The organism is Vibrio sp. YT-16 (assembly GCF_033337405.1).
Classification (GTDB): Bacteria; Pseudomonadota; Gammaproteobacteria; order Enterobacterales; family Vibrionaceae; genus Vibrio; species Vibrio alginolyticus.
In genome coordinates, this window is record NZ_JAWOQQ010000003.1 from 377,273 (window position 1) to 402,763 (window position 25,491).

General features: G+C 44.7%; 19 protein-coding genes. 14 read left to right on the forward strand and 5 right to left on the reverse strand.

From position 1 onward, the window contains the following. Positions 1 to 136 precede the first annotated feature (136 nt). The 8 genes from R7F07_RS07820 (at position 137) to R7F07_RS07855 (ending at position 8,906) form a co-directional block, all read left to right on the forward strand. A complete protein-coding gene (locus R7F07_RS07820) occupies positions 137 to 1,330 on the forward strand; it encodes a glycine C-acetyltransferase (protein WP_005375095.1) in 1,194 nt (397 codons plus the stop codon). A gap of 44 nt (positions 1,331 to 1,374) precedes the next feature. Continuing rightward, a complete protein-coding gene (gene tdh, locus R7F07_RS07825) occupies positions 1,375 to 2,406 on the forward strand; it encodes an L-threonine 3-dehydrogenase (protein ID WP_005383983.1) in 1,032 nt (343 codons plus the stop codon). Positions 2,407 to 2,795: 389 nt separating this feature from the next. Beyond that, positions 2,796 to 3,341 carry a spore coat U domain-containing protein gene (locus tag R7F07_RS07830; protein WP_005375099.1) on the forward strand — a complete coding sequence of 182 codons (546 nt, stop codon included), beginning with the start codon at positions 2,796 to 2,798 and terminating at the stop codon, positions 3,339 to 3,341. A gap of 39 nt (positions 3,342 to 3,380) precedes the next feature. Continuing rightward, positions 3,381 to 3,878, forward strand: coding sequence for a spore coat U domain-containing protein (locus R7F07_RS07835; RefSeq protein ID WP_017820521.1), 498 nt, complete (start codon positions 3,381 to 3,383; stop codon positions 3,876 to 3,878). A gap of 20 nt (positions 3,879 to 3,898) precedes the next feature. Beyond that, positions 3,899 to 4,654 (forward strand): molecular chaperone, encoded by a 756-nt coding sequence (locus R7F07_RS07840; RefSeq protein ID WP_025768578.1) that lies wholly within the window; start codon positions 3,899 to 3,901, stop codon positions 4,652 to 4,654. After that, positions 4,654 to 7,080, forward strand: a complete 2,427-nt coding sequence (locus R7F07_RS07845) for a fimbria/pilus outer membrane usher protein (RefSeq protein WP_373921582.1) — start codon at positions 4,654 to 4,656, stop codon at positions 7,078 to 7,080. Before R7F07_RS07840 ends, R7F07_RS07845 begins: the two co-directional genes overlap by 1 nt. Continuing rightward, positions 7,077 to 8,045, forward strand: coding sequence for a spore coat U domain-containing protein (locus R7F07_RS07850; protein ID WP_171342459.1), 969 nt, complete (start codon positions 7,077 to 7,079; stop codon positions 8,043 to 8,045). Before R7F07_RS07845 ends, R7F07_RS07850 begins: the two co-directional genes overlap by 4 nt. A gap of 141 nt (positions 8,046 to 8,186) precedes the next feature. Then, positions 8,187 to 8,906: a carbonic anhydrase gene (locus R7F07_RS07855; protein ID WP_005375106.1), complete on the forward strand. Its 720-nt coding sequence runs from the start codon at positions 8,187 to 8,189 to the stop codon at positions 8,904 to 8,906. 72 nt (positions 8,907 to 8,978) lie between these two features. Here the strand turns inward: R7F07_RS07855 and R7F07_RS07860 are convergent, their stop codons facing one another. Then, positions 8,979 to 10,082 carry a mechanosensitive ion channel family protein gene (locus R7F07_RS07860; protein ID WP_005375107.1) on the reverse strand — a complete coding sequence of 368 codons (1,104 nt, stop codon included), beginning with the start codon at positions 10,080 to 10,082 and terminating at the stop codon, positions 8,979 to 8,981. A 300-nt stretch (positions 10,083 to 10,382) separates the two neighbouring features. Here R7F07_RS07860 and R7F07_RS07865 point away from each other — a divergent pair, with 300 nt between their 5' ends. Next, entirely contained in the window at positions 10,383 to 10,730 is a 348-nt protein-coding gene (locus R7F07_RS07865) for a helix-turn-helix domain-containing protein (RefSeq protein ID WP_005375109.1), read from the forward strand. 90 nt (positions 10,731 to 10,820) lie between these two features. Here R7F07_RS07865 and lldD read toward each other — a convergent pair whose 3' ends face one another. Beyond that, the gene (lldD, locus tag R7F07_RS07870) at positions 10,821 to 11,960 is read right to left on the reverse strand and encodes an FMN-dependent L-lactate dehydrogenase LldD (protein ID WP_005383962.1); all 1,140 of its coding nucleotides are present in this window, start codon (positions 11,958 to 11,960) and stop codon (positions 10,821 to 10,823) included. 314 nt (positions 11,961 to 12,274) lie between these two features. Beyond that, positions 12,275 to 13,966, reverse strand: coding sequence for an L-lactate permease (locus R7F07_RS07875; RefSeq protein ID WP_005375111.1), 1,692 nt, complete (start codon positions 13,964 to 13,966; stop codon positions 12,275 to 12,277). 162 nt (positions 13,967 to 14,128) lie between these two features. On the opposite strand from R7F07_RS07875, the gene R7F07_RS07880 reads away from it, so the two are divergent. After that, positions 14,129 to 15,028 carry a LysR family transcriptional regulator gene (locus R7F07_RS07880; RefSeq protein ID WP_005375112.1) on the forward strand — a complete coding sequence of 300 codons (900 nt, stop codon included), beginning with the start codon at positions 14,129 to 14,131 and terminating at the stop codon, positions 15,026 to 15,028. A gap of 121 nt (positions 15,029 to 15,149) precedes the next feature. Continuing rightward, the gene (locus tag R7F07_RS07885) at positions 15,150 to 17,183 is read left to right on the forward strand and encodes a prolyl oligopeptidase family serine peptidase (RefSeq protein ID WP_171342460.1); all 2,034 of its coding nucleotides are present in this window, start codon (positions 15,150 to 15,152) and stop codon (positions 17,181 to 17,183) included. A 241-nt stretch (positions 17,184 to 17,424) separates the two neighbouring features. Here the strand turns inward: R7F07_RS07885 and R7F07_RS07890 are convergent, their stop codons facing one another. Beyond that, positions 17,425 to 19,056: an ABC transporter ATP-binding protein gene (locus tag R7F07_RS07890; RefSeq protein ID WP_171342461.1), complete on the reverse strand. Its 1,632-nt coding sequence runs from the start codon at positions 19,054 to 19,056 to the stop codon at positions 17,425 to 17,427. An 85-nt stretch (positions 19,057 to 19,141) separates the two neighbouring features. Then, positions 19,142 to 19,639 carry a hypothetical protein gene (locus R7F07_RS07895; protein WP_005375116.1) on the reverse strand — a complete coding sequence of 166 codons (498 nt, stop codon included), beginning with the start codon at positions 19,637 to 19,639 and terminating at the stop codon, positions 19,142 to 19,144. Positions 19,640 to 19,826: 187 nt separating this feature from the next. Between R7F07_RS07895 and R7F07_RS07900 the strand changes: the two genes are divergently transcribed. The 3 genes from R7F07_RS07900 to R7F07_RS07910 all read left to right on the forward strand — a co-directional run bounded on the left by R7F07_RS07900 (position 19,827) and on the right by R7F07_RS07910 (position 25,465). Further along, a complete protein-coding gene (locus R7F07_RS07900; RefSeq protein ID WP_054574916.1) occupies positions 19,827 to 22,187 on the forward strand; it encodes a Lon protease family protein in 2,361 nt (786 codons plus the stop codon). Positions 22,188 to 22,480: 293 nt separating this feature from the next. Beyond that, positions 22,481 to 24,109, forward strand: coding sequence for a methyl-accepting chemotaxis protein (locus tag R7F07_RS07905; protein WP_005375120.1), 1,629 nt, complete (start codon positions 22,481 to 22,483; stop codon positions 24,107 to 24,109). Positions 24,110 to 24,505: 396 nt separating this feature from the next. Next, positions 24,506 to 25,465 (forward strand): porin, encoded by a 960-nt coding sequence (locus R7F07_RS07910; RefSeq protein ID WP_171342462.1) that lies wholly within the window; start codon positions 24,506 to 24,508, stop codon positions 25,463 to 25,465. The last annotated feature ends 26 nt before the right edge of the window (positions 25,466 to 25,491 follow it).

Below are 25,491 nucleotides of genomic sequence, written 5' to 3' on the forward strand. Positions count from 1 at the left end.
GGTATAATCCTTCCTCCTTCCTTGAATTACACTACAATTAATTGATGAGTGATAGCCCGTGACGCCCGTCACATAAAGGCTCAACCTAATTCTAAACGAGTAAATACTCGCCAAAATAACTAGGAAGGAATTTCAAATGTCTTCTGCATTCTACCAACAGATTCAGCAGCAAATCGAAGAAGTAAAGGCGGAAGGCCTTTACAAATCAGAGCGTGTCATTACGTCTCAACAGCAAGCGGCTGTTAAAATCTCTACTGGTGAAGAAGTACTAAACTTCTGTGCGAACAACTACCTTGGCCTTGCCAACCACCCGGCACTTATCGAAGCGGGTAAAGCAGGCATGGACGAGCACGGCTTTGGTATGGCTTCAGTACGTTTTATCTGTGGTACGCAAGACATCCACAAAGAGCTTGAGCAGAAGCTTTCTAAGTTCCTAGGTAAAGAAGATACGATTCTTTACACATCATGTTTCGACGCAAACGCGGGCCTATTTGAAACTATTCTAGGCAAAGAAGACGCAATCATCTCTGACGCTTTAAACCACGCGTCAATCATCGATGGTGTTCGTCTATGTAAAGCGATGCGTTTCCGCTACTCAAACAACAACATGGAAGAGCTAGAGCAACAACTGATCGCTGCGAAAGAAGCAGGTGCTCGCCACATTCTTATCGTAACGGACGGTGTGTTCTCAATGGACGGCGTAGTAGCAAACCTTCCGGCTATCTGTGACCTAGCAGAGAAGTACGGCGCATTGACTATGGTTGATGACTCTCATGCTGTTGGCTTCATGGGCAAAACAGGTGCAGGTACGCACGAGCACCACAACGTGGTTGACCGTATCGACATCATCACTGGTACGCTAGGCAAAGCAATGGGTGGCGCTTCAGGCGGTTACACATCTGGTAAAGCGGAAGTGATTGACTGGCTACGTCAGCGTTCTCGTCCATACCTATTCTCTAACTCTGTTGCACCAGCAATCGTAAGCGCTTCTATCCGCGTTCTAGATCTACTAGAAGAGAGCGGTGACCTACGTGATCGTCTATGGGAAAACGCAGCACACTTCCGTACTCGTATGGAAGACGCGGGTTTCACAATGGGTGGTGCTGACCACGCAATCATCCCAATCATGCTTGGCGACGCAAAAGTAGCAGCAGAATTTGCAGAGCGTGCGCTGGAGAAAGGCATCTACGTAATCGGCTTCTCATTCCCTGTAGTACCAAAAGGTCAAGCACGTATCCGTACTCAAATGTCTGCGGCGCACTCTCGCGAGCAACTAGACCGTGCAATCGACGCGTTCATCCAAGTTGGTAAGGACATGGGTCTTATTTAAGATTCTAGGCCTTAGACAATAGGGCCTTTAATTAAGGTTACATTATGAAAATTAAAGCATTATCAAAGCTAAAGCCTGAAGAAGGCATCTGGATGACTGAGGTTGATAAACCTGAAGTCGGCCATAACGACATTCTGATCAAAATTAAGAAAACCGCTATCTGTGGTACAGACGTACACATCTATAACTGGGACGAATGGTCACAAAAAACCATTCCAGTGCCTATGGTTGTCGGTCACGAATACGTGGGTGAAGTGGTTGCGATTGGTCAGGAAGTTCGTGGCTTTGAAATCGGTGACCGCGTATCTGGCGAAGGTCACATCACGTGTGGTCATTGTCGTAACTGTCGTGGCGGCCGTACTCACCTATGTCGTAACACGATTGGTGTGGGCGTTAACCGCGAAGGTGCATTCGCAGAATACCTAGTGATCCCAGCGTTCAACGCGTTCAAGATCCCTGAAGGCATCTCTGACGATCTAGCGTCTATCTTTGACCCGTTTGGTAACGCAGTACACACCGCGCTTTCTTTCGACCTAGTAGGCGAAGACGTGCTTATCACAGGTGCTGGCCCAATCGGTATCATGGCAGCTGCAGTAGCAAAACACGTTGGTGCTCGCCACGTAGTGATCACAGACGTGAACGAATACCGTCTAGAACTTGCTCGTAAGATGGGCGTAACACGCGCAGTAAACGTTGCAGAAGAGAAGCTAGAAGACGTAATGGCTGAGCTAGGCATGACAGAAGGCTTCGATGTAGGTCTAGAAATGTCTGGTAACCCAGCAGCATTCAACTCAATGCTAACCACAATGAACCACGGTGGTCGTATTGCACTACTAGGTATTCCACCATCAGACATGGGTATCGACTGGAACCAAGTTATCTTCAAAGGCTTGGTGATCAAAGGTATCTACGGCCGTGAAATGTTCGAAACTTGGTACAAGATGGCTTCACTGATCCAATCTGGTCTGGATCTATCGCCAATCATCACGCACCACTACAAGATTGACGATTTCCAAGAAGGCTTCGACGTAATGCGCAGCGGCATGTCAGGCAAGGTTATTCTTGATTGGGAATAACTTATTCAAGTAAGAAATGCGCTCCTTTTTGGGGCGCATTTTTGTTTCATGAAGATTCTTGTTTTGGGAAGAAATGGTCGCCAATCTTTTCTAAACTTCTCGTGTCGTTCTGCTACTTTTTTTAGATTTTTTCCACTCAACTTCACCCTACCTTCTAACTCATTGTCGATTCTGTATTTGGAACAAGATAATAACCATTTGTTTTTAGTGGTTATTTTTTAGCATTACATGCTTAAAAATCGTCACTTTTAAGTTTAATATTTTTATTTGCTGTTCGTCTTTATCCTTATCCTGCTTCTTTTTATTGTTTTACATTTTATATGCATTTGGTTTGTCATAATTGAGCTATAACTAATAAAAAGGTTACCGATATACAGTGGAATGTAAAAATGGAGCTTTATATGAAAAGATTTTATCTGATGATGCCTCTGCTCTTAACCTCATTTAGTTGGCAAGCGAGTGGAGCGTCAGTGAGCGGTACGATTGATGTTTCAATTAACCTTGTACAAGGTTGTGTGATTAATGGAAATAATGCGGTAGATGCAGCTTCTGGCGTTGGCTTTGGCTCACTCGCCTTTGGAGACGTGCCTGCAATCTTCAGTGAACAAGATGGTGTGGTAAATGGTGGTAGTGCGACGGGTATTGAAGTGCTTTGTAGTAACGGTGTGACACCGACGTTTACATTGGGCACCGGATTGTATGATGCAAGTGCGACCGTTGGTACCTACGCGATGTCAAATGGCGCGCAATTTATTGATTATACGTTGTTTACCGACTCAGACCGAAGCACACAAATTATACAAGGCGGGACGGTAGCTCTGTCTGAATTTACTAGTGCAACATCGCAAACTATTGAGCTTTTTGCGAAAGCTTACGGTACGAGCAGCATTGCCGGTACATACTCCGATACCATCAGTGTGACGCTAAGCTGGTAAAACGTGACGCTGGTTGTTAGGGGCTTTTCACTTGTCGCGATGAGTTTGTGCTCTTTAACTGTGCTGGCTGATGCGACACAAACTTTTCAGGTGTCTGCCACCGTAGATACAGGTTGTTTGATTAACGGCGCAGTACAAGAAGAAAGCGCAACCCAAGCCGGGCAAATAGGCACGTTAGATTTTGGTGAGCATTCTTCAGTTTACGCGACGGAAGTACAAGGCAGCATCACTTACAGTTCATCACTCACATTAAGTTGTACTCCGGGTATTACGATGAATGTTTCCGTAAATGGCGGGATGAATGCATCGGATGGTGTACGTAAGCTAAAGCACAGTGAAGAAGCGACAACGGTAGATTACTTTTTGTTTCAGGATCTAAATTATACGCAGGTGCTTGATATTGACACGCAATATTCCGTCGATACCGACCAAGACCCAGATAATATTCAGTTTCCTATCTGGGCAAAGGCGACAATAAATGGGAATGAAATGGCTGGAATTTATATGGATACGCTTACGCTGACATTAGAGTGGTAAGTGAACTTTGGAGGGGTGAAATGGAATTCATACTCAAAAAACTATTATTAATAACCTTCCTTTTTGTTTTTTTCTCAAATGCCAATGCTAACTCATTATTAATTTGGCCGATTTACCCCAAAATATCAGAGGAGAGTAATGCAACATCACTTTGGATGGTAAATAAAGGCAGTGTTGATTCTTATTTACAGGTGAGAATTTTTAAGTGGGAACAAAACGAAGGAGAAGATAGTTATTCAAGTCAAAGCCAGTTAATTGCAACCCCTCCGTTTGTCAAAATTGAACCAGGTGAAAAGCAGTTAATCCGCATCATCAACCAAGATGAGGCCTCTGCAGGTAAGGAGTATGCATACCGAGTGATCATAGATGAATTACCGCCAACTCAAAACCCTCAAACAGAATTGACGGAAAATGAACTCGCTGTAAAAGTCCGAATGCGTTACTCGATACCTTTGTTTATTTACGGGAAAGGGCTGACTGATACTCAAAAACCAAACCGTGACAGTGAATTATGGGGTGATTTACAGGCACAGTTTATTAAGAAAAATAATCAGCGTTTTGTTCACATTAAAAATTCAGGAAAACACCATGTTCGCTTAGTGAATTTACAGTTGAATCTACCAAATAAAGATCCTGTCGTTATTTCCGATGGACTAGCTGGCTATATTCTTCCTGAACAGTATAAGGTTTGGTCTATTCCCCATAGTAATGTCAGACCCTTGAGTTTGAGCGCGAATATTGGAGGTAAACGTTACCAAATACCATTGAAGCAATAATGAATAGATTTAATACAATGAATGCTTTCTTTTGGTTGGTATTACTTAGCGTAACGTGGAGCAGTATTGGTCTTTGTGCAAATTCAGCAAACCACTTCTCTGAGCTACCGAGTCCTGAAAATTTCTCATTAGAAAAGTTTGAGAATATTAGCCTCAATCTGGAGTTGGTGATCAATCAAAGAGCAACAGGGCTTGTTGCGAAAGTTGAGCGAGTTGGCGATCAGTTCTTTTTGCTCCGGGAGGACCTCATTTCAGTTGGGGTTACCGCCAAGTCGTTGCCTGGAACTGAAGAGAGACTTGAGGTTACGTCTATCCCAGGAGTTAACGTGCGTTACTTGCAATCGTCATTGCAACTTACAATTGACGTACCGCCTAATTGGTTACCGATGCAGAGCTTATCAGCGCAGGATATGGGGCGATTTTCCCCGGCTCAGTTTGGGCGTGGTGGCCTGCTTAACTACAACGTATTTGGTGTGTACGAGAACGAAAGCCGACAAAAGGAGGTTTCTATAAATCATGAAGTCAGAGCCTTTTCTGAGTTTGGCGTTTTTTCTACTACCGGGATATTTAAATCTAACTTTCATCGCGATGTTCAGTCCCAGCAAAGCAGCCAGTACACTCGTTTTGATACGAGTTACGAGTACGTCAATCAAGAGAAGCGAATTCGTATGGAGGTAGGGGACTATATTGTTCGCCCTTTATCTTGGAGCCAACCAGTAAGACTGGCGGGTATTCAGTTATCACATGATTTCTCTATGCGTCCGGATGTCGTGACGACGCCGTTACCTGCATTTTACGGTGAAGTCACAGCGCCCACTACGTTAGATTTGTTTATCAATGGCTTTAAAACTGACTCAATGAATGTTGGGCCCGGTCCTTTCATTATTAACGATATTCCAATGCTCTCTGGTGCTGGGGAAGCAACGGTAATTGCAACGGATGCTCAGGGTAAGCAAACGGTCATGACCAGCCCATTTTTTCTCTCTTCCGATCTACTCAAGACCGGATTTACATCTTACAGTGCGAGTATTGGTGCGATCAGAGAAAATTTCGGTAATGCATCTAACGACTATGGAGACGGTGGCGTGGTTACCGCTCTGCGTCATGGCATGACTGATTGGTTAACATTAGAAGCTCAAGCTGAAGCAAAAGATGACCTGATCGTTGCGGGGCTGGGCTTTGTCACCAATGCTTTCAACTTGGGTACGGTGGATGCCTCGTTTCGTGTGAGTAATTTTCAGGATCAATCTACCTCATATGCGCTAGGTTATAGTTATCAGTCTCGGCTGTTTAGCTTCGCTGCTCGAACTCAAGTAGAACAAGCCGACTTTTATACCTTATCTCATTTACCAAATTATGAAATGCTCGATGAAGGCAAGGACGCTTCACTCGCGTCGCGTCATCTATCACAAATCAATATGGGAGTCCGTTTGGGAGATTGGGGCTCACTTTCTGGTGGGTACTTTGATATTCAACAATCCGACTCAGATTCACGTACCCTAAATCTTACTTATAGCTACGCTCTGCCTTTTAATATCAATATGTCCCTTTCTTACAACCATAGTATTGGTGGTCAGAGTGTTACGCTGGCGCAATTCTCTCTACCTTTCAGTTCTTTGGGGGGAAGTTCGGGGCTAACGCTGAAAAGAGAGGACGATGGCGATGTGCGAGGGCGAGTGGGTTATAGCCGCCTTGCGCCAATACGAGGTGGGTGGGGCGTCAATTTAGCGCATGATATTAACGAACACCCAGAAAACCGTAAACAGGCTGATTTGACCTACCGTGCGTCATGGGCGCAGTTCAGAGCGGGGTTAAATGGCACCAGTGGCGACTATGATTATTTTGCGGAAATGGCAGGTTCGGTCTCTACGTTGGATGGAGAAATATTCCCGGCGAATGAAGTGTATGACAGCTTCGCTGTGGTGAGCACCAGTGGTTTTGAAGGTATTCCGGTTAAATATGAAAATCAAATTGTCGGAGTGACAGACGATGAAGGTTACTTACTTGTTCCTTGGGCTACGGCGTATTACACCGCCAAATATGAAATCGATCCACTTAATTTACCTGCCAATGCTGCGTTTTCTGCAACAGAGCAGTTTGCTTCGATACATTCGGGCTACGGCTACCTGTTAGAGTTCCCAATAGAGCTACAAATTGCACTGAGCATGACGGTGGTAGACGAAAATCATTTGTTCCTTCCGATTGGTACATATGGCCGCTCAGAAACGGGCTTAACAAGCCAAATTGGTTGGGATGGTTTTACGTACTTTGAAGGCGTTGACCCAGGCCGCTATATTCAGTTTTATCCTCAAGGACAGTCGCCATGTAAAGTGTTTATTGAGGGGTTGTATCAGCGTGAGAGTCAAAAAATACAAACATTGCCTGAGCAGGTTTGTATCAAAGCCGAAGAAGAGACCGCACTATGATTTTGCGCAGCTGGTTTGCTAGCCTACTTCTCTTTTTCTCGTTCTCGACAATGGCTTGTCAGCTCACGGCGGCAACACCTTTAATCTTGTTTGGCAATGTTTCTTCGTTTACTGTTTCAAGCTCTCAGCAGCAAAGCTCAGCTCAGCCTCATGCGGGGATTACGTGTGACTTTTCTACACTTGTGTCTTTGTTAAGTGGCGACTACGTATCAGCAACGTTTAACAGTATAAATAATGGTTTGCTATTAAATGAGGATGATCCGAGTTCGGAGCTCAGCTATCAGATTTTTGGCGATCCAGGTCTTTCACAAGAGTATGTATTCGGCCAAACTTACAATTTTTTTGAAATCGGGTTACTCGATTTACTCGGGTTGTTTGGCACTCAAGCTGAGTTTCCGCTTTATGCTCGGACGGGAGCGGGTAGTAATCTTTCCGCTGGGACTTATAAAGACCAAATCACCGTATCCTGGATTTGGGATTACTGTAAGGGTATCGGGGTTCTAGGGGTATGCATTGGCCGCGCCAATGGCAGCGCTCAAAGCGTGATTACGGTTGAGTTGGAAGTGACCCCTGATTGTATGATCACAGCGCCAGATATTGATTTTGGTTCATCCCCATTAGTGGCCGGTTTTGAACCAGTCAGTCAGGTTATATCGTTAACTTGTACCAAGAATAGTTCCTTCTCCATTGGCTTGAATGACGGCCTAAATGCGTCCGGCGGTCAGCGACGAATGATTTCTAGTGGTCACTATTTGGAGTATGAAATCTATAAGTCATCATCGATGGATCGCTGGGGAGGAACCAGTTCTGAACGTCGTGAACACAGTGACGTCGATACTGGCGGCTCTATTCCTGATGGTATCACTCCACAGAATTATAATTATCGCGCGCAGATACTAACCAGCCAAACGACCCCTCCTGCAGGTACTTACACCGACTCAATAATCGTTGACGTTCAATTTTGAGCATCATGTCAATTACATCATTAGAGGCTTCTATTCCAAAAATCTTTTGTAATCATAGTTTTCACTCTGTCACTGCTTAATTTTGTGAGATTAGTATGGCTTTATTCTCACGGAATTTAACTTTCAGAAATAAGGAAAATGATGAAGAAGTCACTAACAACATTAGGTTTGGCACTGGTATTTACAGGAACAGCTTATGCAGCAAGCTGGGGCTACGAGGGAAACCATGGACCTGCTCATTGGGGTGAGTTTGCATCTGAGTGCGCAAAAGGTCAAAACCAGAGCCCAATCAACATTGAATCGGCGACCGAAGCGAAGCTAGAAAAATTGAATTTCGACTACGAAGGTAAGGCAATTTCACTGCTGAACAACGGTCACACTTTACAGACTGGTTTAGAAGGTAAAAACACACTCACCATTGATGGTAAAGAGTTTACGTTGAAACAGTTCCACTTCCATACGCCATCTGAAAACCATGTGGACGGTAAAGAATACCCTCTAGAAGCACACTTTGTGCATGCCGACAAAGTAGGTCATCTAGCTGTTGTCGCGGTGTTCTTTAAACTGGGTGACGCGAACCCAGATCTAGCTAAGATGCTAGCTAACATTCCAACTAAAGATCAAGATGTTACCATCAAGGTTCCATTTGATGCTGATGCCCTTATCCCAAGTGATAAAGACTACTACCGCTTTAACGGCTCACTAACGACACCGCCATGCTCTGAAGGTGTGCGTTGGTTGGTGATGAAAGAAGCACAAACTATTTCTCCTGAGCAGATAAAATCTTTTTCGGAAGTAATGGGGAAAAACAATCGCCCAATCCAACCGCTGAATGCACGTATGGTGTTAACGCAACAATAACCACTTCATGCGAAGAAAAATAAAAAGCCCGCTTAAACACAGCGGGCTTGATTATTTGGGTATTGGTGAGAACTAGAAGCCGTGATCTTCTTGCTCTTCCGCTTTTACCATTTGTATAGGATCAAGCTTAAGCGTCTGAGTAGGGAACGCGATATCTGCATCGTGTTCTTTAATGATGTTGATTACCTTAAGCAGTATGTCCTGCTTAACCTCATGGTATCTCACCCAATTCACGGTTTTAGTAAAGGTATAGATAAAGAAGTGCAATGATGATGGACCGAATGTATCGAAGTTGACGATAAGTGTTTGGCGTGCATCAATGTCTTTGTGATTTTTCAGCATTTCTTTTACCGCGGTGATAATTTGCGGCATTTTTTCAGCATCGTCGTAACGAAGTCCAATTTTTTCGTAGATACGTCGGTTCAGCATGCGAGATGGGTTTTCTACGACAATGCTGCTAAACACTGAGTTTGGCACATACAGTGGACGCTTATCGAAAGTTCGGATAATGGTCATACGCCAGCCAATGCGTTCTACCGTCCCCTCTATTTGTCGGTCTGGAGAACGGATCCAATCGCCAACTTTAAATGGACGATCGAAGTAGATCATAAGACCTCCAAAAAAGTTAGACAGCAAATCCTTCGCCGCTAAACCGACGATCAAACCACCAACACCACCGAAGGTAAGTAGGCCCGATAGTGACAGACCAAATGCCTGCATTACGGTTAGAATTCCGACGGTAATAAAGAACAGGCGCGCGACCTTAGCTATCGCTTGTACTGTTGTTTCATCTCGGTTCTTTTGTTCGAGTACATGCTCTTCAACATTGGTAATGAGCCGCATAACGGTCCATACGAAGATGCTGATGATTAAAATCAGTTTCAGCGTACTTAACCAGTTTATTTTATCGTTGAGCTCGCTCTCTAATATGATGCCGATAGAGACGGTTGCAGGCCAACACCAAATGAGTGTACTGACTGGCGCTTTTAGCGCATCAAGCAACATGTCATCCCAGTGGAAGGGCGTTTTCTCTACGAGCGCAGCGAGGCGAGAGCGAATCAGCCGCCAAGCTATCCAAGCTATAAAGCTAGCGAGCGTAATGAAAAGGACGCTTCCACTCCAATTTTGATGAGACGTTTCAATGTAGCTTTGTAATTCGGTAAACCACTGTGGCATATGTAACTTATTTCTAGTGAACCATGGAAGGAAAGGTAGCAGATATTACTCCTTCACCCCAGTGATTTCCTTTAAATCATTTACTTATGTCTAAACCGCCGAGATGGACTTTTCCTTCCAATGACAAGAGAGTTACCTTTACGTTTTGCTGAGCGACCGCCTCATGCATGTTCAGAGGTACGCTACCAATGATTGAGGGTTGATATTTGGACGATCAATTATAACTTCTCTGACTTATCGCTAACATTTATCTTAAGTAAGTGTGAGAGTGTATTGGCTCTTGAATTAGCGGAGGCAGATATGGAATTTACAGAGCTGGATCGAAACGCGCTCTACGACATCTGGATGTCACAAAAAGCCAAAATGCACATCACTCAAATGGAAATGGCGAAGCGCCTTGGTTTGAGTCTACACGAGTTTTCTGGCTTGTTACGTGGTAATTCTCCACTGACGCTAGGTTTTGTAAAACAGCTATGCGAGCAGCTACATGTACGTCCTGGTCAGGTGATTCCGTCTTTGACGGAGCGTGATCTATCTGCATCTGGTACCGTTTATTTACAAAATCGTGTGACGGTGGATGGCGATATCAGTAACGTGTTTATCGACGGAAACCAAGTCGTGATCGAGTACGTTCACCAAGTTAGCTAGCTTGCTCGTCAAATTATCGGGTTGAAGAGCAATAAAAAACGAGCCACTGTTGGCTCGTTTTTTCGTTTCTGTTTTGCTCGATTGCAAAGATTATGGGATTTTCACTAGCGAATCGCGTGAAAGATCCGCGATAGACTTAGCACCAGTCAGCGTCATTGCTACACGCATTTCTTTATCGTACAGATCCAGTAGGTTTTCAACGCCTGCTCCGCCTTGTGCTGCCAATGCGTACACAAATGAACGGCCAAGAAGCGTACAGTCTGCACCAAGTGCGAGCATACGAACGACATCAAGACCAGTACGAATACCAGAGTCTACGAAGATCTTAAGATCACCTTTTACCGCATCCGCAATGCTTGGTAGTGCTTTAGCACTTGAAAGTACGCCATCTAACTGACGGCCACCATGGTTAGATACCACAATGCCATCTGCGCCGAAACGTACCGCATCTTTCGCGTCTTCTTCATCCAGAATGCCTTTGATAACCATTGGACCATCCCAAAAATCACGAATCCACTCAAGATCTTTCCAGGAGATAGAAGGGTCGAAGTTTGCGCCTAACCAGCCGATGTAATCTTCTAGCTTTGTTGGTTCGCCACGATAAGTTGAGATGTTACCTAAGTCGTGCGGTTTACCAAGTAGACCCACATCCAGCGCCCAGCTTGGGTGGCGCATCGCCTGGAATACACGACGCATGGCTGCGTTAGGACCACTCATACCTGAGTGCATGTCACGGTAACGTGCGCCAGGAACTGGCATATCAACGGTAAACACCAGCGTTGTTACACCTGCTGCTTTTGCACGCTCAAGTACGTTTTTCATAAAGCCACGGTCTTTAAGCACGTAAAGCTGGAACCACATTGGTCGTTCAATTGCAGGTGCGACTTCTTCAATCGGACAAACCGAAACAGTCGACATAGTAAATGGGATGCCTTTTTTCTCGGCTGCTTTTGCTGCTTGCACCTCGCCTCGGCGCGCGTACATACCAGTTAGACCAACAGGAGCTAGCGCGATTGGCATTGCCAGTTTCTCACCGAAGATCTCGGTTTCGAGGCTCAAATCTGTCATATCGCGTAGGACGCGTTGGCGAAGAGCGACATCACCTAAATCGTCAGTATTACGCTTCAGCGTGCGTTCGTCGTAAGAGCCGCCATCAATATAATGGAATAGAAACGGGGGAAGCTTGGCTTTCGCGGCAGCGCGGTAGTCAGTAGAAGCTGAGATAATCATAATGGTGTCCTAGCGGTTATTCTAAGCAAAGTTGTGGAGCAATTTGCTCTTTCGTTGAGCCTTCATCGCAAAGCAGTGAAGACATCAAAATGAGTATAGTTACCTATGGTTCACTTACGTTTGAACCGGTGATGTTGGTAACCCATTTACATAATTGGTTGAAAAATTTTTTAAATCACTCAATCAGTTATGCAAACTGGAAAGAGTGACACAGCTGTCGGGGGAATTGATGTAGCAAGCTAAATCAACATGTCGGGGTAGTAGTGCAGACAGCTGTGTCAAATTAGGCAGGGCTGCAAACCCTGCGTTTCGCGTTACTTCATTAAGACATCTGTCATTTGGAAGCCATAAATCAGCACCAATCCAATAATGCCTGTCATTACAATGTAGTAGAACGTAGGGATAATCGTCTTACGCAATGTTGCGCCTTCTCGACCAAGCAAACCTACCGTGGCTGATGCGGCAACAACGTTGTGAATCGCAATCATGTTACCTGCGGCAGCACCGACGGCCTGGAGTGATACAACAATCACACTCGAAATAGACAACGTTTGTGCCACTTCGAATTGGAACTGGCTGAACATCATATTTGATACCGTGTTTGAGCCAGCGATGAACGCACCCAGTGCACCAACGGTGGCACTCAGCGCTGGGAACGCAGAACCAACAAGGTCAGAGGCGAAGTTTGCGGTTGTGACGGGCATACTTGCTAGGTCAGCACCGTTGATGCCTGAGTTGATAAAGATACGAACCATCGGAATGGTAAATACCAAGACAAAACCCGCCCCAATCAGTGTTTTGCTTGACTCGCCAAACGCTTCACGCAATGGCTTTACACTACCGCTTTGTAACATTGCAGCAAGTAGTGCGACAAACACCAGAATGCCTCCAGGAAGGTATAACGGCTGAATCGCAGCGCTAACGCCAGTCTCACCAAGAATGTTGCTGAACGACAAACTTACGCTTTGTACAAAGCCTTTCAGCTCAGGGCTTACGCGGCTTGCGACGAGAATAACTGCCAGCATTACATATGGAACCCAAGCTTTTACGATGCTCATTGGCTTGCCCGGATTGTCGTTTAGATCGACTTTTAGCGAGCCTAACCACTCTGCAGGCCACTTGTCTTCGCTTTCGAAATCCCACTTAGTCTTTGGTACTAAGAAGCCTTTTTTCGCTGCGGTAACAACGATAGACAGACCAACCAAACCACCGATAAGTGAAGGGAACTCTGCACCTAAGAAAACACCGGTTAACGCGTATGGAACGGTGAAAGAGACACCAGCGAATAGTGCAAATGGTAGAATATCCAGACCTTCACTCCAGCTTCTGTTCTTGCCGAAGAAACGTGTTAACATCATCGCCATTAATACTGGGATCATCGTACCTACGACTGCGTGAATGACAGCAACGTGCGCTGTGATATCTTGCAGGTACATTTCCCACGTTGCACCTTGTGCGGCCAACGACTCACTGATGTTATGGGTGTCTAAACCTTTGTTTACACCTACGATGATAGGCGTGCCTACCGCGCCGAATGAAACAGGCGTTGACTGAATCATCATGCCCATAAGGACAGCGGCTAGCGCAGGAAAGCCGATTGCAACCAGTAGTGGTGCAGCGATTGCTGCCGGGGTACCGAACCCAGATGCGCCTTCAATGAACGAGCCAAAGCACCAAGCAATGATGATGGCTTGTACACGGCGGTCAGCCGAAATATCGGTAAATCCATTACGGATTGTGGTGATCGCTCCAGTGTGTTTTAAAGTGTTGAGCAAGAAGATGGCACCAAACACGATCCATAGAACAGAGACAGTAATGCCGAGTCCTTGGAATACGGAGGCCAGTACGCGATTGGCTGACATATCCCAAAACATAAGTGCGATAGCGACGGTTAGACCGAACGCAACAGGCATGGCTTTTTTAGCAGGCCAGTTGAGACCAACCAATAAGATGGCGGCAACAACAATTGGCGAAAATGCCACTAGGGCAAGTAGGGTTTCACTCATTTGTACATCCTTCGTACGCTGACTTCTCGAACGGTGTCAATCCGCTGTAGAGGTGACTTTTTGTTGTAATGGTTTTGTTAATTTGGCGTGAATTTACTCCTTTATTTTTTGTTGATATAGGGAAATAATGAAAATAATTAATTCCAAAAGTGACATAATGGTATGAGAGCAGACGACTTAATTCTATTTTCTCAAGTAATCGAACTTGGCAGCTTTAGCAAGGTTGCAGAGGCAAATAACCTTACAAATTCGGTAGTTAGCAAAAGAATGGCGAGGTTGGAGGAAGAAATAGGGGCTCAGCTATTATATCGAACAACGCGCAAATTAACCTTGACTGAGGCAGGTAAGGTGTTACTCCACAGTGCTAAAAATGTGAAGCAGGCCACTCAGGAGGCTATGGATGCTGTTGCAGGCTTTGGAGAGAATGTGAGCGGTCATATAAAAATGTCCGTGCCGTGTATCTCTGGAGATTTGATACTTGCTGATGCTGTTGCGGAGTTTTGTAACCTTCATCCGGGTCTGACCGTGGACATGTCATTGGATAACCGCTTTGTCGATTTAGTGGCTGATGGTTACGACTTAGTCATTCGAACTGGCTACCTAGCCGACTCCAGTTTGATCGCACGACATATTCTCGATTCCCAATGGGTGGTATGCGCGTCCCCTTCTTATATCGCTAAAAATGGGAAACCGATTGAACCGATTGATCTCACCACGCACAATTGTCTGCAATACGCTTACCAAACCACAGGTGCAACGGATTGGGAGTTTAAAGGAGAAGATGGTAATTACATCGTCAAAGTATCAGGCTGCTTTTCTACTGATAACGCGACCGCATTACGTAAAGCCGCTCTGGGCGGCCATGGTATAGCTTACGTCCCGCGATGCTTGGTGTATCACGATATTCGCAATGGCCAACTGGTGGATATTTTTCCTGAACTAGTGGGTAAAAAGTTGGGTATCTATGCGGTGTACCCGTTTACTCGTCAACCACCGAATAAAGTGAAACTGCTTATTGAGCACATTCGTGATCGTTACTTAACGATATCTCATTATTTCTAGTTCCTTCATAGATTTAAAACAATGTCGTTGAAATCAATATTTGGTGCTCTAAGGTAATCACCGCAATAAAACGATATGAAAATAAACAACTTAATAAAAACAACGGAGTAACACGGACGTTATGCATTACCCAAAAACACGTAAAGATTCTGTCGTGGACACTTACTTTGGTCACGACATTGCCGACCCTTATCGCTGGTTAGAAAATGATCGCAGCGAAGAAACCGCACAATGGGTTTCGGGTCAAAACTCGGTAACATTCGATTTTCTTGGTCAGATCCCGTACCGCCAACAAATCCGTGACTTAGTGGCGAACAGTCAAAACTACGAAAAATATTCCCAGCCATTTGTACGTGGTGACTACACCTACTTCTACAAAAACGACGGTTTGCAAAATCAAAGCGTATTGTATCGACGTAAAGGCGAGGGAGAAGCCGAGGTTTTCCTTGATCCAAATACTTTCTCCGAAGAGGGCACTACCTCTCTTGGCGAAGTTAGCTTCTCTAAAGATTATCGTTTGGTCGCGTATTCCATCTCGGAAGGGGGCAGTGATTGGCGCAAAATCTTTGTTATTGATGCGGAAACCAAAGAACAGTTAGAGCCTGAGATTGTGGATGCAAAGTTTACGTCGATTTCTTGGTTGGGCAGCAAAGGCTTCTATTACTCTAGCTATGATAAGCCGCAAGGCAGTGAGTTATCTGCGCGAACTGAACATCACAAGCTTTATTATCATGAACTTGGTACACCTCAGTCTGAAGATAAAGTGATTTTCGGTGAGTTGGATACGCAGGTTCATCGTTATGTGTCTGGTACCACGACGACGGACGATCGCTTCCTCATTATTTCTGGCGCAGAATCCACATCGGGTAATCGTCTGTTTTATATTGATTTACAGTCTGAGTCCCAAGCGATTGTGACGCTTCGCGAGACAACGCAAGGCGACACCTACTTGATTGATAGTCAAAACGAAACCTTGCTGCTTTACACCAACCTAGATGCGCCGAACGGCAAAGTTGTCAGCTACAACACTCAGACAGAACAATGGGCTGACGTGATTGCTGAACAGGAACAGCCGTTAGAAATCAGCAAAGGTGGCGGTTATCTGTTTGCGACTTATATGGTGGATGTACTTTCTAAAGTGCAGCAGTTTAACTACCAAGGTGAATGGATTCGAGATGTAGAACTGCCGGGAGAAGGCACGGCTTATGGTCTAGCTGGCAAGTTAGAAGAAATTACACTTTACTACACATTCACTAACTATGTGACACCACCGACGATCTTCTCATTTGATGTTGAGTCTGGTGAATCGACGCTGTTTCAAGAATCAAAAGCGCCATTCGATCGCAGTGAGTATGAATCAAAACAGGTGTTCTACACCTCAAAAGATGGCACGCAAGTTCCGATGATCATCTCATACAAGAAGGACATCGCGCTTGATGGCAGTGCGCCAACCATGCTGTATGGTTACGGCGGTTTTAACATCAGCCTCACTCCGATGTTTTCTGGCAATGTGGCCAACTGGCTGGAATTGGGTGGTATTTACGCTGTAGCCAACATGCGAGGCGGCGGTGAATACGGTAAAGCTTGGCACAACGCAGGCACTCAGCAGCAAAAGCAAAACGTATTTGATGACTTTATTGCGGCGGCGGAATACCTGATTGAAAACGACTACACTAGCTCCGAGCGCCTAGCGATTCGTGGTGGTTCAAATGGCGGCTTGTTGGTTGGTGCGTGTATGACGCAACGTCCTGAGTTATTTAAGGTGGCGCTGCCAGCCGTAGGTGTGCTTGATATGCTGCGTTACCACACGTTTACGTCTGGAGAAGGCTGGAAGTATGACTATGGCACGTCTGAGCAAAGCGAAGCGATGTTCCAATACTTGCTTGGCTACTCTCCTGTTCACAATGTAAAAGAAGGCGTGCAATATCCTGCTACCTTGGTGACAACTGCTGATCACGACGATCGTGTGGTTCCAGCACATTCGTACAAATTTATTGCGGAGCTGCAAGACAAACAGCAAGGCGCTAATCCAGTATTGATACGCATTGATGTTAATGCCGGTCATGGTGCAGGAATGCCGCTGAGTAAGCAAATTGACCTCACCACAGACGTGTATGCATTTACGTTACATAATATGGGTATTGAGTCGATTTAATGCCTTAGTTACTCGAAGCTTCTGAGAATAAAAAATGCCGCGACTCTGTCGCGGCATTTTTCATGGTTGGGGGAACTCAATTCATACTGTTTACCAGTATTTGAGCCAGGTTGACTAAGTCTGACTCTTGAACCAACCAGTCTCGGCGGCCAAACCGAAAGGCAGCTATGCCATTCTTAAGACAAGATGAAATCATCACCTTTTCTTAATCCTAGTTTATGAATATGAAACTGTGATGAACCTAAGCCGCATTGTGCTGATTTTCACTGTTTTCAAGATCAAATGAGGCATCTATCAGTTTTTTCGTGTAGTCATTTTTAGGGTTTTGGAAAATATTTTCGGCTGTACCTTGTTCCATGACCTCGCCTTTTTGCATGACAAGAACACGATCAGAAAGGGCTTTGACGACTGATAGATCGTGGCTAATAAACAAGTAGCCAATATTGTGTTTTTTCTGCAAATCTTTCAGGAGATCAATCACAGTCAGTTGAACCGAGCGGTCCAATGCAGAGGTTGGCTCATCAAGCAAAATAAACGAAGGCTCAAGAATTAGTGCTCGCGCGATAGCAATACGCTGACGCTGGCCTCCCGAAAACTCGTGTGGATAACGGTTGATGGACGCGGGATCTAAGCGAACCTCTCGAAGCACGTCGCGTGCTTTCTGCATACGTTCTTTTTTACTCAACATTGGCTGGTGGACAGTTAATCCTTCAGTGATGATCTCGCCGATAGTCATACGAGGAGAAAGCGAACCATAAGGGTCTTGGAATACCATCTGAACGTCTTTTTTCAGCTCAAAACGTTCTTTGTTTGTCAGCAAGGCCATATCTTGGCCTTTATATTCTATTTTGCCAGTTGAGGGCAGTAGACCTATCAAAGCTCGGCCGAGTGTAGACTTACCTGAACCGGACTCCCCAACGATCCCGAGGGTCTCTCCTTGTTTAAGCTCAAGAGAAATGCCTTTTACCGCTTCGAAGTACTCATTCTTGCTCGCAATAAAATGCGACTTTACCAAGAATTTGACTCGTATATCGTCAGCCTTTAACAGCTGCGTAGCACTTTCGCTAATAGGCTCCTTACTGCCTTTAGGAATCGAATTGATTAGCATACGTGTGTATTCGTGCTTTGGGTCCTTGAAGAGTGTTTGTGTTTCGCCTTCTTCGACGACTTCTCCTTTACACATCACAATGACACGGTCTGCAAAGTGTTTTACGACGCCTAAGTCATGAGTAATAAATAGGATTGCCATGCCCATCTGAGCCTGAATTTCTTTAATCAGGTGCAACACTTCTGCTTGAACCGTGACATCCAACGCCGTTGTTGGTTCGTCGGCGATCAAAATATCGGGCTCGTTAATCAGTGCCATCGCAATCATGATACGTTGCAATTGACCACCAGAAAATTCGTGTGGGTACTTGTTGTACGCTTTTTCTGGGTTTGGCATATGAACCAATTCAAACAGCTCTAACACCTTTGCTTTTGCTGTTCGTTTGTCGACCGGGCGGTGACACATGATGGCCTCAGCGACTTGGATACCCACCCGCATGTACGGGTTTAGTGAGGTCATCGGCTCTTGAAAAATCATGCCAATGCGATCACCGCGAATACTTTGCATTTCACGCTCTGTTTTATCCAAGATGGAGCTACCCTCAAACATGATGGATGAGCTTTCATGCAAAATAGCGTTGTCTGGCAGTAGTTTCATCAGTGCATTGGTTGATACTGACTTGCCAGAGCCAGATTCGCCAACGATGGACAGCGTCTCGCCTGCTTTTAAATCGAAGCTAACATTCTTTACTGCATCGACGATACCATCGTTTGTCGTAAAGCTGACTGATAGGTTGTTCACCGAAAGAATGGTTTTAGAAGACATCACAGATCCTTGTGGTTGATAAAGCAAATGATACTCAAGTAATGGACAGCACAAACCTAGTTGTCCTCAATGCTTGAGCTTTAGATTAATTATACAGGTGAGAAGGCGAAGATTTTGCCGAACTCATTGCTTGCAAATGTAAGAACTGCTCATGTGCGCGCGTTACGTGCTCGAGTTCTATCATCCATTGAGCATTACGTTGGGCAGAGCAAAATGCCGCCATGTGAGCTAACAAGTCTTCGCTCTGTTGACCAAGTAGGTGACCTACGCGCTCAATCAGTTCATGGCTCTCTAGCTGCAAAAATTGAAATAGCGCGTAAGTTTGATTGAGTATTGAGAACGCATCATGCTGTAAGCCGAGTTTGTTGAGAATCTCTGATTGCGTCACGCTGGCATCTCTAAGCCCCGTAATGAGACATACAAACTGGCAAGGTTTAGTTTGTGCATTTTCTAGCGCTAGATGAATGTGGTTGGGTAGATTGTTGAGCACGTCGTCATATAAACGATGAGCTTCTGGCCAATGGCCTTGTTCCATCAGTTGCTCCGCTTTTAAGTAGCGCATCCAGCATTGCTCAATATTCATATCCATCTCCACAACATTTGATTTGTTTAGATATTAAATGAAATTGATTATCAATTGCAAGTGCGTGTTAATATCACTTATGTGTTCATAAAATGTCCAATCAATCTAGGGTGGAAGGTAAATCACTTAAAATTAAGCAAATAATCTCTACACTCAAATAACGAAAATAAGAAAAAAGGAAGTGGATATGGCAATACTAAGATTGGAAGCTAAGCAGCTATATTCTGTAGCAGATCTAGAGAATATGCCATGTAAGTCGACCAAGGAGTTACCTCCAATTGATGAAATCGTGGGCCAAGAGCGCGCGCAAAAAGCGGTCGAGTTTGCGATGTCCATCAAAGAGAAAGGGTATAACATCTACGCCATTGGTCAGAATGGGCTAGGTAAACGCACCATGATCTTGCGCTATCTGAATCGTCACCAGCACGATGCAGCAGCCCTGTTTGATTGGTGTTACGTTGCGAACTTTGAGGATACCCGTACACCAAAGGTATTAAAGCTGCCTTGTGGTATCGGAAATAAGCTACGTGTTGATATTGAAGCTTTAATGGGCAAATTATTAAATGCTTTACCCCTAGCATTCGACAATGAAATGTACTTTAGCCGCGCTGAGCGATTAAAAAATCAATTGGCAGCTAAGCAACAAAACGAGCTGGATCGTATTAGTCGAGAGGCAAAAGAAAAGGGCATCAGCCTAACACTGACTACGCAGGGGGATTATCAGTTTGTCGCCATGAACGGTGATGAGCTTCATACGGAAGAGTCCTTTGATGTACTAAGCAAAAAAGAACAAGAGCAATTCAGCGATGCTATTGATGAACTCGAAGTGCGATTGCGCTCGATGGTTCGTGAGCTTACGGAGTGGGAAGAGACATACAGCGATAAAATCAAAAAGCTCAATGATGAAGTGACGCTTGATGTGATTACTCACTTCATCAAAAAACTCAAAGTGGATTACGCGCAATATTCCGAAATCAAAACCTACTTAACTGAGCTGCAAAAAGATATTGTTGAAAACGCAGATATCTTCCTTGACCAAAGTGGCGAGCAAGGCGAAATTGCGACGGCATCCTTGGATAAAAAATTGCCACGTCGTTATAAAGTGAACGTCTTGGTAAGCCGTAAAAGCAGCGAATTTCCTATCGTTGTTGAAGAAAATCCCAACTATCATTCACTCTTCGGGTCGATTGAGACTGCCACTTTCAAGGGAACGGTGTTTACCGACTTCTCGCTGATTCGTGCAGGGAGCTTGCATAAGGCGAATGGCGGCGTTCTATTAATGGATGCTCAGAAAGTACTTGAACAGCCTTACGTTTGGGATGGTTTGAAGCGCGCATTGCGTGCTCGTCAATTGAGTTTTACGTCTCTAGAAAAAGAAGTCACATTGACGGGGGCGGTATCACTCGATCCTGAACCGATTCCGCTTGATATCAAAATTATCTTATTTGGTGATTACCGAACTTACCAATTACTCCAACATTACGATCCAGAGTTCAGCGAGTTGTTCCGTGTGACGGCAGATTTCGAAGACGAAATGAAACGTACGCCGGAGTCTGAGCTGCATTACGCGCGCTTTATCTCTAGCGTGGTGCATGACAACAATATGCTGCATTGCGATCGCAAAGCCATTGCTCGGATCATCGAATACAGCTCACGTTTGTCTGGCGACCAATCCAAGCTATCTCTACATTCGGCTAATATCGCCAACTTGCTTCGAGAGTCGAATTACGTGGCTCGTCAAGCCAACTCCAACATGATCCGTATTGGTCATGTTGAAGAGGCGCTCAATAACCAAGAAATGCGAGTAAGCCGATTACGCGATAACGTAATGGAAACCTTTATTAACGGCACAACGCTGATTCGCACCGAAGGAGAAGCCGTAGGCCAAGTGAACGCACTTTCGGTATTGAGCACTAGTGACTACATGTTTGGTGCACCGAATCGCATCACAGCGACGACGTGTTACGGTGATGGGGAGGTTATCGATATCGAGCGCAGCGTGGATTTGGGGGGCAGTATTCACTCTAAGGGTGTGATGATTTTGTCTGCCTACTTATCTTCCGTATTTGGTAAAACGGCACGAGTGCCATTAACGACAACCATTACCTTTGAGCAATCTTATGGTGGTGTTGATGGTGATAGTGCCAGCATGGCTGAGTTATGTGCGGTTGTGTCTGCTTTTTCAAAGCAACCAAACCGACAAGACATTGCGATAACAGGGTCGATGAATCAATTTGGTCAAGCTCAGCCTATTGGTGGCGTAAACGAAAAGATCGAAGGCTTTTATGATGTGTGTGTAATTAAAGGTCGTCATGACGGGCAGGGGGTCATTATTCCGCGCTCTAATGTTCACAATCTAATGCTTCGTTCCGACATCGTGAAAGCAGTCGAAAAAGGCGAGTTTAATATTTGGGCGATTGACCATGTTACTGAAGCTATCGAATTGTTTACGGGGAAAGTTGCTGGTGAGCCAACCGATGAAGGCTCTTATCCAATCGATACCATTTTTGGCCTTGCTCAAGCTAAGCTCAATTCGTTGAGAAAATAGGCTGAAACCGTCCTAAATGTGAATGTATCTCATCATAAGTGATCATAATTTATCATAACGACAATATCCCGACGCCACTGTCGGGATATTGTCAATAACAGATTGAAAATGGAGAGTTTTTGTACTAGACAAAAGTGTGATCGACCTCTAATATTCGCCACTTGTTTATTCGTCTGGGATTTATCCCGTCGCAAGGAAGCATAGATATTCAAACTGCCGAAAAGTAACGTTGTTATAGGCACTGCTCGAGTTTGTTTGGATATAGACATCACGTATACAACTGAGGCCCTGTCATGCAGTTATCACTGAAAAATTTGTCAGTACGAACGCAAATTTTGGTTCCGGTATTATTTACCGCGATTGTTTTGTTTATTGCTCTTTGGATTACTAAAAACAATCTTCAAGCAGAGCAAGATGTTATTGCTTCCAACCAAGAATCTTTGGTTTTTCACAAAGACACATTGGCGAGTATTGACGACCAAATTTACCCTCTGCGCATAAGCGCGGTTTACGCTATTTACGATGCTTCTCGTCGTGAGAATTTTCTAACCGAATTGAAAGAAGGCTTAAAGCAAGTTGATGCCGATTTAAGCGCAATTGAAGCCCGAAACCTATTCCGTGACGATGCCGTTAAAGTTCGCCAAGCAATTGAATCCTATGTGCGATATTCAGAGCGCTCAGTTGCTTTCTTCAACCAATACGATCAAGGTTTGAAATCGGATAGCGAGTACCGTGCATTTGTCAAAGAGTATCGCAATGTTGGCCGAGAAATGGTCCAACAAATTAACACGCTATCAAAGCATGTAAACGAGCAAGCTGAACAATCTACTATCAGAAGTCATCAGCAAAATGAACGTGTGCAAAATAACGCTATGTTGACGGTTTTAGCGGTATTTGCTTTCTCATTGATAGGCGCTTGGTTCCTGTCTGGCATGATTGTTACACCAATCCAAAAGCTGCAAGAAGTGATGCGTCAGTTAGCAATGGGTAATCTATCAGTACGTGCAGATGTCGATGGGGACAATGAGATCTCTAAGCTGAGCAAAGATGTAAACCAAACCGCAGAGCAGTTATACAACACTGTGGACCAGTTAACCCGTATTAGTGAGGAAGTTGCATCTGCATCGACCGAATTAGCTGCGGTAATGACGCAAGCGGAAGCGAACGCTCAACAAGAGTTGGCGGAGATCGAGCAAGTTGCATCTGCGGTTAACGAGCTTGCAAGTACTGCGAATAATGTGAGTGATAACGCGACCTCTGCTGACGCAACAGCGCGTGAAGCTGATGGACTTGCTCAATCAGGTTTGGCTATCTTCCAAGAAAGTGCGGAAGCAAGTGCGCAAATGTCTCAAGCATTGAACGATGCAGCGCAAGTTGTTTTGCGTCTAAAAGAGCAATCTGTACAGATCAACGATGTTATTGAAGTGATTCGCGGCGTATCTGAGCAGACCAACTTGCTAGCATTGAATGCTGCGATTGAAGCGGCGCGAGCTGGTGAGTCTGGTCGTGGTTTTGCGGTAGTAGCTGATGAAGTACGCATGCTAGCAGCGCGTACTCAAGACTCGACACAAGAGATCCAAACGATCATTGAAGAGCTTCAAGCGCAGTCTGGGCTGGCGAATGACAGTATGCAAGTCAGCCTTGATATGCTTAGCCGCAACAACGAGCTGACGCAACAAGCGAATGAAGCGTTGGTTGGAATTACCGAGTCGGTCGCCAACATCAACGATTCAAACACGCAAGTAGCAACCGCAGCCGAAGAGCAGTCTCAAGTTACTCAAGATATCAATCGCAACGTGGTTAACATGTCGGAGCTTGTAAACCAAAATGTAGCGGGCATCAGCCAGAGTGCAAGTGCGAGTACTGAGCTTTCATTACTTGCAGAGAAGCAGAAAGAGCAATTAAGTTTCTTTAAGCTTTAATTCATCATCTACTTATCAAATCTCTAAATCCCTGAGTGAATGCTCAGGGATTTTTTTGTTTGTAATAATCGGATTTATTATCAATAAGTCTATCTAAAACAGTTAGTTAACAAGATTTTTTGCGGGCAATGTCACGTTTTGTGATATTGTTTTTACATTTTTTTCGTCAATTTTTTTTTGACGCGAACATTTTTTTTAACTCAACCGATAACTTGATGGTTGAGAGGTATTCATATCGCCATTTTAAGTGGTGTTTTCTTCTATAAGCGCTGTTTATTCAACACGTTGCGTGAAAAATAACAGCTGCTACTATGCCGCCAGTTTTCTCGTTGGTACAGAAAAGTCCTGTTTTTCTGGTGAGAAAACACATATAAAACAATGATATGGAAAATAAAAATGAAATTAAAAACTTTAGCTGTAGCAGTGGCGCTAATGGCATCAGGATCTCAAGTTGTCGCTTCAGAACTATACAACCAAGATGGCACTTCTCTTGAGATGGGCGGCCGCGCTGAAGCGCGTCTTTCTATGATGGATGGTAAGGCAGAAGACCGTACTCGCATCCGTCTTAACTTCCTAGGCAAACAGGAAATCAATGAAAACCTATACGGCGTTGGTTTTTGGGAAGGTGAGTTCAAAACAAAAGAAGAAGGTGCCGTAGATAACAATAGTGATCTTGAAACTCGTTACGCTTATGCGGGTCTGGGTGGCAAATACGGTGAAGTAACTTACGGTAAAAACGACGGCGCACTAGTGGTTCTTACTGACTTTACTGACATTATGGCTTACCACGGTAACACAGCAGCACTTAAACTGCCTGTTTCTGACCGTACAGATAACATGCTGTCTTACAAAGGCCAATTCGAGCAACTAGCTGTACGTGCTAGCTACCGTTTTGCTGATCGCACAACAGATGCACAAGGCTTTACAGACAACGAGGAAGGTGGCTTCTCTCTATCTGGTGTTTACGCGTTTGCTAACACTGGTTTTGAACTAGGTGCTGGTTACGCAGATCAAAACGACAGCGATGAGTTCATGCTGGTAGCTGCATACTCTGTAGGTGACTTCTACTTCGCTGGTAACTACACTGGCGCGGATATGGATGTTGCAGGTAAGACTTTTGATTACAAAGGCTACGAACTAGCCGCTGCTTACACTATGGGTCAAACTGTATTCACTTCTACGTTCAACAAAGGTGAACTAGAAGACGCAGATACTGTAGAAAACCTAGCTGTTGATGTAACTTACTACTTCAAGCCTAACTTCCGTGGCTACGCATCATACAACTTCGATCTAATGGATAACGAAGGCGCGGCTGAAAAAGATGAGCTAGCGCTAGGTCTACGTTACGACTTCTAAGTCATGACTCTTATCTAAGATACTGC